Here is a 13,035-nt window from a genome sequence, read left to right as displayed (position 1 = left end):
GATGCGAACGCGGATCCGGATGCCGTCGCGCCTCAGCCCAGGAAGGGCGGCGGGCTGGCTTCCTCGGACGGGTCGGGCAGCCACTTCAGGTCCTGGAAGCCGCGCATCAGGTAGCCGCCCTTTTCCCAGGACGAACCGGGATAGCCGAAGGTCGCGTAGGCCATCTCGTTGTCGTAGAGCGAGGTGATGCACTGGCCGCGCACCTTGTTGAAGAAGGCCTGGCCTTCCATCGACTTGACGGCCTCCAGCCGGCGTTCCGCGCTGGCCTTCAGGAAACTGCCGCCGGCCAGGTGGTCGAGGCTCTGCAGGCCGTCGCGCAGCAGCGCGGCGGTCGCGGCGTCCCCGGCCGCGCCGGCGTCGAGGTCCTTGGCCAGCAGCGCGTAGACCGCATCGGGCAGCTTGGCGTGCGGGAACAGCACCCGCCCCATCTGCAGCAGCGTGTCGCCCTGGGTCTGGTTCAGGACCTTGAGTTCCACCGCCCACGCCTGCGAGGGCGCCAGCAGCGCCAGCGGACTGCCGGCCAGCAGCGTGCCCATCAGCACGCCACTGCCCTTGAGCAGATGACGTCGCGTCAGTGGCAGGTTCTTCGCCGCGACGGGGCCGGCTTGCGCGGCTTCCTGGGAGATCGGGAAGGTTTTCACGGGTCGTGTCTCCTGATTCATGTCCAGGCCGAGATGGAAAGGTCTGGAAAAGGTTGAGGAACAGGTTATCCAGCCGGTATTTAAACCAGTCGGAATTTTGTTCTTGAATTCGGTGGGCGTTACCCTGTCATTCGCCCGGAATGACAGCGGGAATATCTGGGAACCGGTTCAGGGGCTGCCCGACAAGATCCATTCGGCCAGCAGCCGGGCGTCGGCCGGGGTCAGGCGGGACTGCGCCGGCATTTCCAGCGTGCCCCATTTCCCCGAGCCGCCCGAGCGGATGCGATCGGCGAGCTGGGTGACCAGCGCGTCGCCTTGGTCCTTGCCATAGCGGCCCACCACTTCGGAGAAGGCCGGGCCGACCACGCGCATCGTCACGGCATGGCAGGCGAGGCAGGCGTTCTCGGTCGCGAGCGCCTTGGCCCGGACGGCGTCGACGCCGGCCTGCGCCGTTCCCATGAACACTGCAGCGGCGGCAGCGCAGAACATGGGGATCAGGTTTCTCATGATGAATGACTCTCCAGCCCGACCGGGTTGCCCGGGGGCGCTCATGAACTCTTTGCAGAGATTCGTGTTGCGATTGGAGAGAGTCTAGAAACCCGCCGGCGCTGGCGGGTCATAACCCGATACTTACAGGGAAAAAACTAGCAGGCCACCCCGCGTCAGCCCGTGTTGCGCAGGCCGGCAGCGACGCCGTTGATCGAGATGTGGATGCCGCGCTGCAGCCGCTCGTTGACGGCGTCGCCGTCCTGGCGGTTGCGGTAGCGGCGCATCAGCTCGACCTGCAGGTGGTTGAGCGGATCGAGGTAGGGGAAGCGGTGCTCGATCGAGCGCGCCAGCGTCGGGTTGCTGGCCAGGCGCTGCTGCTCGCCGGTGATGGCGGTCAGGGCCTGCTGGGTGCGGGTCCACTCGGCCTCGATGGCCGCGAAGATCCGCTTGCCCAGCTTGCGGTCCTCGACCAGGTCGACGTAACGCGCGGCGATCGCCAGGTCGGTCTTGGCCAGCACCATGTCCAGGTTGGACATCAGCGTACGGAAGAACGGCCACTGCTTGAACATGCGTTGCAGCAGCGCCAGGCGCGACTTGCGCTTGTCCTCGCCCTGGGCGTTCAGGAAGGTCTCGACCGCCGAGCCGAAGCCGCACCAGCCCGGCAGCGCGACGCGGCACTGGCCCCAGCTGAAGCCCCAGGGAATCGCGCGCAGGTCCTCGATCGCACGGGTCGCCTTGCGCGAGGCCGGCCGCGAGCCGATGTTCAGCTCGGCGATCTCGCGGATCGGCGTGGCGCTGAAGAAGTAGTCGGTGAAGCCGTCGGTCTCGTACACCAGCTTGCGGTAGGCCGCCATGCTGGCGTTGGACAGCTCGGCGGCGGCCTCCAGGAAGCTCCTGGGCGCGCTCTGCGTCGGGTGCAGCAGCGTGGCTTCGAGGGTCGCGGCGACCAGCGTCTCGAGGTTGCGCAGGCCGATCTCCGGGTTGGCGTACTTCGAGGCGATCACCTCGCCCTGTTCGGTCAGGCGGATCTGGCCGTTCACGGTGCCCGGGGGCTGCGCCAGGATGGCCTGGTAGCTCGGACCGCCGCCCCGGCCGACGGTGCCGCCGCGGCCGTGGAACAGGCGCAGCTTGATGCCGTGTTCGCGGCCCAGCTGCTCGAACAGGTCGACCAGCGCGAGCTCGGCGTCGTAGAGCTCCCAGTTGCTGGTGAAGAAGCCGCCGTCCTTGTTGCTGTCGCTGTAGCCCAGCATGATGTCCTGCTCGCCCGGGCCGTCGATGCCCGAACGCACGACCATGCCGGTGATGCCGGGCAGCTCGTAGAAGGCCCGCATGATCGGCGCGGCGTTGCGCAGGTCGCCGATGGTCTCGAACAGCGGCACGACGATCAGCGCGTTGGTCGCGTCGTCGTCGAGCGTGCCGCGCAGCAGGCCGGTCTCCTTCTGCAGCAGCAGCACCTCGAGCAGGTCGCTGACGTCCTCGGTGTGGCTGATGATGTAGTGGCGGATGGCGCTGCGGCCGTAGCGGCCGAGCATCTCGCGGGCGGTCTCGAAGATCGCCAGCTCGTTGCTCGCGTGTTCCGAGTAGGTGTGGCCGGTGACGCGCAGCGGCCGGGTCTCGTTGAGCAGGCGCACCAGCAGCTCGCGGCGCGCCGGCTCGTCCAGCGCGGAGTAGTCGGCCTCGACGCGGGCGATCTTCAGCAGCTCGGCGACGACCGCCTCGTGCTTGTCCGAACTCTGGCGCAGGTCGACCGTGGCGAGGTGGAAGCCGAACACCTGCACCGCGCGCATCAGCGGCGCCAGGCGCGGGGCGATCAGCGCCTGGGCGTGGTGGTGGCGCAGCGAGGCCTCGATCACCTTCAGGTCGGCCATGAACTGCGACGCGTCGGTGTACGGGTTCTGCGGCGGCACGGCATGGCGCAGCGCCTCGGTGCCGGTGAACTCGTGCAGCGTGGCGGCCAGGCGGGCGTACATGCCGATCAGGGCGCGGCGGTAGGGCTCGTCCTCGCGGTGCGCGCTCTGGTCGGGCGAACGTGCGGCCAGCGCCTGCATCTCGGCCGTCACCGGCGCCAGCAGGTTGGACATCGACAGCTCGCCGCCGAGCCCGTGGACCTCGGTCAGGTAGTGGCGCAGGACGGTCTCGCTCTGGCGCGACAGGGCCCGGCGCAGCGTCTCGGCGGTCACGAACGGGTTGCCGTCGCGGTCGCCGCCGATCCAGTTGCCCATCCGGAAGAAGCTCGCGATGTCGTGGCCGGGCAGGGCTTGCTCGACCGCCTGGTACATGCGCGGGATCTGGCGCAGGAAGGTGCTGTGGTAGTAGCTGAGCGCGTTCTCGATCTCGTCGGCGACGGTCAGCTTGGTGTAGCGCAGCATGCGGGTCTGCCACAGCTGGGTCACGCGGGCGCGCAGCAGGGCCTCGTTCTCGGCGCGCTGCTGGTCGGTGTGCAGGTCGTCGCGGGCGCCGATCAGCTCGGCCACGGCGCGTTCGGCGTCCAGGATGCTCTTGCGCTGGACCTCGGTCGGGTGGGCCGTCAGCACCGGCGAGATGTAGGCGTGCTGCAGCGTCTTCGCGATCTGGTCGGCGCGGATGTCGGCCTCGGCCAGGCGATCGAAGGTCATCGCCAGCGAGCCTTCCTGCAGGTGGCCGGCGCGCTCGTGGACCTCGCGGCGGCGCACATGGTGGCGGTCCTCGGCGATGTTGGCCAGGTGCGAGAAGTAGCTGAAGGCGCGGATGACGCTGACGGTCTGGTCGATCGTCAGGTTCTTCAGCAGCCGGTCCAGCGCCTTGCCGGCGGTCGCGTCCTGCTTCAGGCGGAAGGCCACCGACAGCTGGCGCACCCGCTCGATCAGGTCATAGGCGTCCTGGCCTTCCTGCTCGCGGATCGTGTCGCCGAGGATGCGGCCCAGCAGGCGGATGTCCTCGACCAGCGGGCGGTTCTTCTCGGCGGCATCGGCAGCGGAGAGAACTTTCGGGCGCTTGGCTGCGGCCCCTTCGGCAGGCGTCGCGGCCTTCTTCGTCGGTCGTGCGGCTCGGTCGGAGCGGGGGTTTGCGGCAGCGCGCGGCATTGAAACCTCGGTGTTCAAAAAGTGGTAACAAAGTTACAGGTCGATGGTATCACCGCCCTTCCGCCGCCTGAACGCAAGAACGGGGCCAAAACGTTTGCAGGCGCTTCCCGTGCGGCGCCCAAGCGACGACCCGCGACAACGTTCGAGCCCCTGCCTTGGTCGACAATCCGGCCATGACCGCCACGCTGCCCACCCCCTGCACCATCGCCACCCGCGAAAGCCGGCTCGCCCTCTGGCAGGCCGAACATGTCCGAGACCTGCTCGCCCGACGACACGGGTTGGCGGTCGAGTTGCTGGGCATGACGACCCGCGGCGATCAGATCCTCGACCGCGCGCTGTCCAAGGTCGGCGGCAAGGGCCTGTTCGTCAAGGAGCTGGAAGTCGCGCTGGAAGACGGCCGCGCCCACCTGGCCGTGCACTCGCTGAAGGACGTGCCGATGGTGCTGCCCGACGGCTTCGTGCTGGCCGCCGTGCTCGAACGCGAGGACCCGCGCGACGCCTGGGTCTCGCCGCACCATGCCGACATCCATGCACTGCCTCAGGGCGCGCGGGTCGGCACCTCCAGCCTGCGGCGGGTCGTGCAGCTCAAGGCGATCCGTCCCGACCTGGACATCCAGCCGCTGCGCGGCAATCTCGACACCCGTCTGCGCAAGCTCGACGAGGGCCAGTACGACGGCATCGTGCTGGCTGCCGCCGGCCTGAAGCGGCTGGGCCTGGCCGACCGCATCCGCGCCGTCATCGAACCGTCGGTGATGCTGCCGGCGGCCGGTCAGGGCGCGCTGGGCATCGAGGTCCGGCAGGACGCGACCGCGTTGCGCGCGTTGCTGGCTGAACATGTCGACGTCGAGACCTGGTTGTCGGTACACGCCGAACGCGCCGTCTCGCGCGCGCTCGGCGGCAGCTGCAGCATGCCGCTGGCGGCCTATGCGCACTGGCAGGGCGACACGATGGTGATCGAGGCGCGGCTGGGCCATCCGCTCGACGCCAGCCAGCCGCTGGTGGTCGCGCAGGCGGCGGCCACGATCCAGCGCACGCTGGACGCCACCGTCGACGCCGAGGCGCTCGGTCTGGCGGTCGTCGCCCAGCTTCGCGCCGCGGGCGGTGACGCCTTGCTGGCGGCGCTGGCCGAGGCGTGAACCTCCCGACGCTGCTCGTCACGCGCCCGCAACCGCAGGCCGATGAGTGGGTCGGCCGGCTCGCCGCGCTGGGTTGCCCGGCGCAGGCCCTGCCACTGCTGGTGATCGAGCCGCAACCGGCCTTCGCCGTATCGGTCCGGCAGGCCTGGGACTCCTTGGCGACCTGTCGGCTGGTGATGTTCGTCAGCCCGAACGCGGTGCTGCAGTTCTTCGCGCAGGCCCCCGCTGGCGCGCAGTGGCCGGCTGACACGCTGGCCGCCGCGACGGGGCCCGGCACCGTGGCCGCGGTGCGCGCGCGGGGTCTGGACGAGGCGCAGATCCTGAGCCCGCGCGCCGACGCGGCGCAGTTCGACGCCGATACGCTGTGGCAGCAACGGCTGGCCCACATCCGCTGGACGGGGCAGCGCGCGCTGATCGTGCGCGGCGAGGACGGCCGCGACTGGCTGGCGCAGACGCTGAGATCGGCCGGCGCGACGGTCGACCTGCTCGCCGCCTACCGCCGCGCACCGCCGGCCTGGGACGCGTCGACCGAGGCGCTGCTGGCCCGCATCGACGCCAGCCCGGCGCGGTTCGCCTGGCAGTTCAGCAGCTCCGAGGCGGTGCGGCACCTGGCCGGCTGGATGGCGTCGCGACCGGTGCCGCCGACCGGGCTGCTGGCCGCTCCGGCACTGGCCACCCACCCGCGCATCGCGCAGACGGCGCGCGAGGCCGGCTGGCAACAGGTGCTCGACGTGGCGCCCGACCCGGCGCAGGTCGTCGCGGCGCTGCAGGCGCTGGGCGTCCATCGACTTGCCGATTGACACCGTCTTGACGCTGCCCGGAGGGCGGCCCTCGGAAGTCCCGTCGATACAATGGTTTCGACCCCATCCCGGTGCGCAACGCCTCAACCGTGTCATCAGCATCACCCCCCGAGCGCGGCGCCGATCCGGCTGCCACCCCACCCGCTGACGCGGCCCTGCCTCCCGAGGCCGCTTCGTCGCCATCGACCGAACCCCTGCCCGACATCGGCCTGCTCGACGCGCCCCGTCCGGGCGCCGTCGCGCCGGCGGGCGCCGGCCCTTCGAAGCTGGCTGTCGGCATCGGCCTCGCCGGCGTCGTGCTGGCGCTGGTCGCCGGCACGCTGGCCTGGAACACCCGCAGCCAGCTGGCCGATCTCGAACGCGAGCTGGTCCGGCGCCAGCAGACCAGCACCGACCAGTCGGCCGAGGCGCGCGTGCTGGCGAGCGAGGCGCGCGACGTCTCGCGCGACACCGCCGCCAAGACCGCGCTGCTCGACGCCAAGCTGGCCGAGGTCGCGTTGCAGCGCGGCCAGCTCGACGACCTGCTGCAGTCGCTCTCGCGTTCGCGGGACGAGAACGCCATCGCCGACATCGATGCCGCGATCCGCGTCGCCCTGCAGCAGAGCACGCTGACGGGCAGCGCCGAACCGCTGGTCGCCGCGCTGCGTTCTGCCGACGAGCGGCTGGTGCGCATCAACCAGCCGCGCCTGGAGCGCGTGCGCCGTGCGATCGCCCGTGATCTCGACCGCGTCCGCGCGGTCGGCGTGCCCGACATCGGCGCGCTGCTGATCAAGCTCGACGAGACCGTGCGTCTGGCCGACGAGATGCCGTTGACGGTCGAGGCCGCGAGGCCAGGGGCCGTGGCGGATGCACCGGCCGCCGCCGCGTCGCGGTCGGGGGGCGCCGCATCGTCGGGCGCCGTGGCCGGCGCGAAGGCGGCCAGCGCAGCGGCGTCCGGTGCCTCCGCCGCGCCCGGCGTCGGTGCCCTTGTGCTGCCGCGCCTGAAGCTGGCCTGGGCGTCGTCGGTCGGCCTGGTGGCCGACGAACTGCGCAGCCTCGTGCGGGTCACGCGCATCGACCAGCCGGAGGCCATGCTGCTGGCGCCCGAACAAGGCGTGCTGCTGCGCGAGAACCTCAAGCTGCGCTTGCTGAACGCGCGGCTGTCGGTGCTGTCGCGCCAGCTCGAATCCGCCAGTTCCGACCTGCAAGGGGCCGATGCGGCGATCCGTCGCTACTTCGACCTGCAGTCGCGCAAGTCGCAGCTGGCGCTGGACCTGATCCGCCAGGTCGGACAGCAGACGCGCCTGATCGGCGTGCCGCGTCCGGACGAGACCCTCGCCGCCACGGCCGCCGCCGTGGCCGGCCGCTGAAGGACCGCCCGCGATGCGCTGGGTCATCTGGCTGGTCCTCCTCTTCGTCGTCGCCGCGCTGGCCGCCGGCACGCTCGGCAGCAACGACGGCATCGTGTCGATCTACTGGTCGCCGTGGCGGGTCGACCTGTCGCTCAACCTGTTCCTGGCCGGCATCGTCGTCACCGGCGCCTTGTCCTACTTCGCCGTCGGCACCCTCAATCGCCTGATCGGCCTGCCCGAGCGCGCCCGCGCCTGGCGCCTGCAGCGGCGTGAACGGGCCGCCCAGACCGCCCTGCGCGAGGCCATCGGCCTGCTCTACGCCGGTCGCTACAGCAGGGCCCACAAGGCGGCGCAGCGCGCGCTGGAGATCCAGGCGCTGACGCCCGAACTGACCGCCGACGCCGAGTTCGCGACGCTGGCCCATCTGCTGGCTGCCAGCAGCCTGCACCGACTGCAGGACCGCGCGCGGCGCGACGACCAGCTCGGTCGTGCGCTGACCGCGCTGGGACCGAAGGCGGCGCACCTGCCGGTGGCCGAAGGCGCGCGCCTGCTGGCCGCCGAATGGGCGATCGACGACCGCGAGGCCGAACGGGCGCTCGAGCAGCTCGCGCTGCTGCCCGCCGGTGTCGCCCGCCGCACCCAGGCCCTGCGCCTGCGCCTGCAGGCCGCCCGTCTGGCGCGTCAACCGCTGGAGGCCCTGCGCACCGCGCGTCTGCTGGCCAAGCACCAGGGCATCGCGCCGGTGGCCGCGCACGGCATCCTGCGCACGCTGGCCATCGAGGTGCTGGACACCGCCCGCGACGCCGACCAGCTGCGCCGGATCTGGTCGCAGCTGGATGCGGCGGACCGGCGCGATCCGGTGGTGACGGCGCGTGCCGCCAGCCGCTCGGTCGAGCTGGACTGCATCCCCGACGGCCGCAGCTGGCTGCGCCCGCACTGGAACGAACTGCCCAAGCTTGGCGAACGCGAGCGCGCCGCCGTGCTGAAGGCCTTCGTCGACGTCCTGCCTGGCCTGCCGGTCGACTGGCTGCCCTTGCTCGAAGAGGCCGTCTCGGCGCAGCCGGGCGACATGCCGCTGGCCCATGCGGTCGGTCGTGCGATGGCCGAACGCCAGCTCTGGGGCCGCGCGCGTCGCCTGCTGGAGACCGTCGCCCAGAGCGCGAGCGCCGAACCGGCCCAGCGCCAGGACGCCTGGCGCTGGCTCGGCCGCATCGCCGACCGCGAGGGCGACGAGGCCCAGGCGCAGCGCTGCTACCGCGAGGCCGCACAATTTTCCTGAAAAGAGTTGACGAATCGGAATTCCGATTGTTATAGTAGCGGTCTTGATTGCAGTGCGGCTGTAGCTCAGTTGGATAGAGTACTTGGCTACGAACCAAGGGGTCGTGGGTTCGAATCCTGCCAGCCGCACCAAAGAAAATGACGGGCCAGCTTCCACAAGGAGCTGGCCCGTTTCCTTTTGGGTCGCCAGATTTGTTGCCGGTCTTGTTGCCGGTTCTGTTTCTGGTTCCGGATGCTCTTCCGGCGACGCGCCTCAGCGCGACGTGATCACCACTTCATCTCGCCCTTGTTGACCTTCGCGCCCAGGTCCAGTGCAAAGCCCAGACCGGCGGTCGGGTAGGCCTTCTGCATGGCGTCGATCAGGTCGGCGGACTTCGTCGCGCGGGACAGTTCCTGCTCGTAGCGGATCAGGTAGTCGCGCGTGAACCGGATCGACGAGTCGTCGAGCTTCGTCCCCGCCTGCATGTGACCCGGCACGACCAGCGTGGGGTGCAGCGCCAGCATCTCGTCGAGCTGGGCGATCCAGGCCTGGCGCTCGGCCGGCTGCTGGGTGTCGGCGGTCCAGGCGTGCAGGTTGCCGAGGATCGCGATGTTGCCGGCGATGACCCGCTGCGACGGGATCCACAGCCACGGGCGGTGTGCCAGCACGCCGCTGGTGCCGCGAACCTCGACGGTCTGGCCGTCGACGCTGAACGAGTTGCCGGCGATCGTGTCGGGCACGATCGGCTTCGTGGGTGCGTTGACGCCCATCTTCGGACCCCAGAACGCGACCTTGCCGGCCAGCCTGGCCTGCAGCTTCTCGCGCACCGCAGGCGAGGTCAGCACCTGCGCCTGCGGGAACAGGCTCTTCAGGGTCTCGGCGCCGAAGTAGAAGTCCGGATCGGCGTTGCTGATGAAGATGGTCTTCAAGGGCTTGCCGGCGTCGAGCACGTCGGCGGCGATGCGCAGGGCATCGGCGCGGGTGAAGCCGCTGTCGATCACGGCGGCTTCGGTGGCGCCGCTGAGCACGACGGCGTTGACGTGGAAGCTGTTGGCGTCGGCGTTGTAGACCTTGATGTTGAGCGGCGCGACGCGGTTGGCGGCGGCTGCGGTCGTGGCGCCGGGGGTCTGTGCCGCCGCCGGGTCGCTGGCGACGATGCCCAGGGCCAGGACGGGGGCCAGCAAGGCCAGGATCGGACGGAGGGTTCGGGTGGAGGTCATCTGCATCTCTCGGTTTCGGTTGCGATGACGTGACTGTATTGATTGCAATCCAGTAGAAAAACGGCATCTCGATACAATGTTCATTGCTCATTTCGATGCAATGAAAGGTCCGCCATGGATCGCCTGACCGCCACGCGGGTGTTCGTCACCGTCGTCGAACAGGGCAGCCTGACCCAGGCGGCCGACCAGCTGGACATGTCGACGGCGATGGTCAGCCGCTACCTTGCGGCGATGGAAACGTGGCTCGGCGCGCGGCTGCTGCACCGGACCACCCGCCGCATCAGCCTGACCGACGCCGGCCAGGCCGCGCTGATGTCGTGTCGCCAGCTGCTGGACCTGGCCGAGGACGTGCGCCACCAGGCTGCCGAGAGCAGCCGGGTGCCGAGCGGACGCCTGCGCATCACCAGCTCGGCGTCGTTCGCGGAATCGCAGCTGGCGCCGGCGCTGGCCGAGTTCCAGCGGCGCCATCCGCAGGTCAGCGTGACGCTGCTGGCGACCGACCGCAGCACCGACCTGGCGGCCGAGCGCATCGACCTGGCCGTGCGCACCACCAACGCGCTTGAACCGACCTTGATCGCGCGCCGGCTGTCGGTCTGTCGATCGGTCGTCTGCGCCTCACCCGGCTATCTGGCGCGGCATGGCACGCCGACGCGGGTCGAGGACCTGGCGGCCCACCGCTGTCTCGTGCATGCGCTGGTCAGCGCGACCCAGTTCCGGCTGCGGCTGGACGGGGCGTGGGTCGAGCCGCCGGTGGTCGAGACCCTGTCGACCAACGACACCGCCGTGCTGCGGCGTGCGGCGGTCGAGGGCAGTGGCGTGGCCATCCTGCCGACCTACCTGATCGCCGATGACCTGCATGCCGGCCGGCTGGTCCACCTGCTGCCGGCCTGCGAGCCCGAGCCGCTGGGCATCCACGCGGTCTTCCTGTCGCGCCAGCACCAGCCGCTGGCGCAGCGCCTGCTGGTCGACTTCCTGGCCGAACGCCTGGGCGGCGACACCCCGCCGTGGGACCGGCAGGTCGAACACTGAACGCGCCCGCCAGCCGGCGCGGGTTCACTCCTCGCCCGACGCGGGCAAGCCCTCCATCAGCTCGATCAGCTCGTCCAGCGTGGCGTAGAAGCGATCGATGAACTCGCGGCCGATGTGGGCCTCGATGGTCTGGTAGATCGCCTCGATCTGCGGCGCCATCGTGGCGGCCAGCTCGCGGCTGCGGTCGGTCAGCGACACCTCCACGCGCCGCGCGTCGTTGGCATGACGTTCGCGGCGCACCAGGCCAAGGTCGTCCATGCGCGCCAGCACGCCTGCCAGGCTGGGGCTGGAGATGCGGCAGACGTCGACGATCTGGCGCGGCTCCAGCGGCCCGCGCTCCAGCAGCGCCCGCACGATGCGCCACTGCTGTTCGGTCACGCCGTGTTCGTTGAGCACCGGCCGGAACTGCGAGATGACGCTTTCGCGCGCATGCAGCAGCAGCAGCGGCAGGTTGCGGTGGCGCAGGCCTGTCTCGCGGACCTTGACGGTGCGCTGGCGCACTGATGGTTTTGGGTCGGTTGACATGCTCAGATCTTAGCGAATACATTGCTAACACATTAGTGAATCGCACCGCGAGAACGCTCTGGCCATGTCCCCCCTGACTGCTGCACCGGCCTTGCCGGACCTGGATGTCGCACCCTGGCGCCTCAGCGGCACGGTGATCGCGGCGCTGCTGAACCATGTCCCGCAATGGACGGCGCTCGGCGAGGCCGTGAACCTGCCGCCCTACAAGGCGCCGGCCCGCGCGCCGGTGCTGGCGGTCCGGCCGCGCCACACGCTGACAGGGCCGGGCGCCCGTGTCGAGGCCGGTGCGCAAGGCCTGAGCGTCGGCGCGTCGCTGGCCATCGTCATCGGCCGCACCGCCTGCCGTGTCGATGCGGCCGGGGCGCTCGCCCATGTCGCCGGCTACACGATCGCGGTCGACCTGTCCGTGCCGCACGACAGCCACTACCGGCCGGCCGTCCGGCTGCGCGCCCGCGACGGCTCCTGCGTGATCGGCCCGGTGGTCGTGCCGGCCGCACGCATCGCCACGCCCGACGCCCTGGCCGTGACGGTCGACATCGGCGGCACCACCGCGCAGTCCACCGACACCGCCGACCGCTTGCGCGGCGTCGCGCAGCTGATCGCCGACGTCACCGAGTTCATGACGCTGCAGCCCGGCGACCTGCTGCTGCTGGGCGAGCCGCACGGCGCGCCGGTCGCGCACGCGGGCGATGCCGTCACCGTGTCCATCGAGGGCATCGGCACCCTGGCCTTCGAGCTGGTGCCGGAAGCCGGGAGTCGCGCATGAAGACCGCACGTGTCGCCTACGCGGGCGCGATCCACACCGCCCATCCGCATCCGGCCGGCCTGCAGCTGGCCGATGGCCGCGTGCTGGCCGAGGACCAGGTCGTCTGGTTGCCGCCGTTCGAGGTCGGCAGCGTCATCGCGCTGGGCCTGAACTACGCAGACCACGTCAAGGAACTCAGCCAGGAACTGACGATAGGCTCAGCCGATGAGCCACTGGTCTTCCTGAAGAGCGCCGGCAGCCTGCTGGGCCATCGGGGCGTGACGCGCCGCCCGGCCGGCGTCACCTTCATGCACTACGAATGCGAGCTGGCCGTGGTGATCGGCAAGACCGCCCGGCGTGTCTCGCGCGAGCGGGCAATGGACCATGTCTGGGGCTACACCGTCTGCAACGACTACGCGATCCGCGACCACCTCGAGAACTGGTATCGCCCCAACCTGCGGGTCAAGAACCGCGACGGCGCGACCGTGCTCGGCCCGTGGTTCGTCGAGGCCGCCGACGTGCCCGATCCGCATGCGCTGGCCTTGCGCACGCTGGTCAACGGCCGCGTGACGCAGCAGGGCAGCACGGCGCAGATGATCCACGACATCCCCGCGCTGATCGCCTATCTGAGCGATTTCATGACGCTGCAGGCCGGCGACGTGATCCTCACCGGCACGCCCGATGGCGTCGTCAATGTCGACGAAGGTGACGAGGTCGTCACCGAGATCGACGGCATCGGCCGGCTCGTCAACCACATCGTCGGCGACGCCGTGTTCGGCCGCTGAACCTCGCACCCTTT

The 13,035-nt window shown here is 70.4% G+C and carries 12 protein-coding genes and 1 tRNA gene; 8 read left to right on the top strand and 5 right to left on the bottom strand.

The genetic code is table 11. The annotated features are described in order from the left end of the window. Positions 1–32: 32 nt before the first annotated feature. The 3 genes from ACWA7K_RS13665 to ppc form a co-directional block, all read right to left on the bottom strand. A complete protein-coding gene (locus tag ACWA7K_RS13665) occupies positions 33–641 on the bottom strand; it encodes a twin-arginine translocation signal domain-containing protein (protein WP_456161944.1) in 609 nt (202 codons plus the stop codon). Between the two features lie 168 nt (positions 642–809). After that, the gene (locus ACWA7K_RS13660; protein WP_456161943.1) at positions 810–1,148 is read right to left on the bottom strand and encodes a c-type cytochrome; all 339 of its coding nucleotides are present in this window, start codon (positions 1,146–1,148) and stop codon (positions 810–812) included. A 155-nt stretch (positions 1,149–1,303) separates the two neighbouring features. After that, positions 1,304–4,192 (bottom strand): phosphoenolpyruvate carboxylase, encoded by a 2,889-nt coding sequence (gene ppc, locus ACWA7K_RS13655; RefSeq protein WP_456161942.1) that lies wholly within the window; start codon positions 4,190–4,192, stop codon positions 1,304–1,306. Between the two features lie 173 nt (positions 4,193–4,365). Here ppc and hemC point away from each other — a divergent pair, with 173 nt between their 5' ends. The 5 genes from hemC (at position 4,366) to ACWA7K_RS13630 (ending at position 8,869) form a co-directional block, all read left to right on the top strand. Continuing rightward, positions 4,366–5,328: a hydroxymethylbilane synthase gene (gene hemC, locus ACWA7K_RS13650; protein WP_456161941.1), complete on the top strand. Its 963-nt coding sequence runs from the start codon at positions 4,366–4,368 to the stop codon at positions 5,326–5,328. Beyond that, positions 5,325–6,128 carry a uroporphyrinogen-III synthase gene (locus ACWA7K_RS13645; protein ID WP_456161940.1) on the top strand — a complete coding sequence of 268 codons (804 nt, stop codon included), beginning with the start codon at positions 5,325–5,327 and terminating at the stop codon, positions 6,126–6,128. Before hemC ends, ACWA7K_RS13645 begins: the two co-directional genes overlap by 4 nt. Before the next feature lie 89 nt (positions 6,129–6,217). Then, a complete protein-coding gene (locus tag ACWA7K_RS13640; protein WP_456161939.1) occupies positions 6,218–7,477 on the top strand; it encodes a uroporphyrinogen-III C-methyltransferase in 1,260 nt (419 codons plus the stop codon). 13 nt (positions 7,478–7,490) lie between these two features. Next, positions 7,491–8,738, top strand: a complete 1,248-nt coding sequence (locus ACWA7K_RS13635) for a heme biosynthesis HemY N-terminal domain-containing protein (RefSeq protein ID WP_456161938.1) — start codon at positions 7,491–7,493, stop codon at positions 8,736–8,738. 54 nt (positions 8,739–8,792) lie between these two features. Continuing rightward, positions 8,793–8,869: transfer RNA gene (locus ACWA7K_RS13630), tRNA-Arg, on the top strand. 135 nt (positions 8,870–9,004) lie between these two features. Here the strand turns inward: ACWA7K_RS13630 and ACWA7K_RS13625 are convergent. Continuing rightward, positions 9,005–9,937, bottom strand: a complete 933-nt coding sequence (locus tag ACWA7K_RS13625) for an MBL fold metallo-hydrolase (protein WP_456161937.1) — start codon at positions 9,935–9,937, stop codon at positions 9,005–9,007. Between the two features lie 114 nt (positions 9,938–10,051). Between ACWA7K_RS13625 and ACWA7K_RS13620 the strand changes: the two genes are divergently transcribed. After that, entirely contained in the window at positions 10,052–10,966 is a 915-nt protein-coding gene (locus tag ACWA7K_RS13620; RefSeq protein ID WP_456161936.1) for a LysR family transcriptional regulator, read from the top strand. A 24-nt stretch (positions 10,967–10,990) separates the two neighbouring features. Here the strand turns inward: ACWA7K_RS13620 and hpaR are convergent, their stop codons facing one another. Then, on the bottom strand, positions 10,991–11,491 hold the full coding sequence (gene hpaR / locus ACWA7K_RS13615; RefSeq protein WP_456161935.1) for a homoprotocatechuate degradation operon regulator HpaR: 501 nt from the start codon (positions 11,489–11,491) through the stop codon (positions 10,991–10,993). A gap of 64 nt (positions 11,492–11,555) precedes the next feature. On the opposite strand from hpaR, the gene ACWA7K_RS13610 reads away from it, so the two are divergent. Both ACWA7K_RS13610 and ACWA7K_RS13605 read left to right on the top strand, forming a co-directional pair. Continuing rightward, positions 11,556–12,257 carry a fumarylacetoacetate hydrolase family protein gene (locus ACWA7K_RS13610; protein WP_456161934.1) on the top strand — a complete coding sequence of 234 codons (702 nt, stop codon included), beginning with the start codon at positions 11,556–11,558 and terminating at the stop codon, positions 12,255–12,257. Continuing rightward, the gene (locus tag ACWA7K_RS13605; protein ID WP_456161933.1) at positions 12,254–13,021 is read left to right on the top strand and encodes a fumarylacetoacetate hydrolase family protein; all 768 of its coding nucleotides are present in this window, start codon (positions 12,254–12,256) and stop codon (positions 13,019–13,021) included. The genes ACWA7K_RS13610 and ACWA7K_RS13605 overlap by 4 nt, the downstream gene beginning before the upstream one ends. Positions 13,022–13,035 lie beyond the last annotated feature (14 nt).

The organism is Leptothrix mechoopdaensis (SeqCode), from assembly GCF_053893855.1.
The sequence above is the reverse complement of the archived record's forward strand: the minus strand, read 5'-3'. Positions and strand labels throughout refer to the sequence as shown.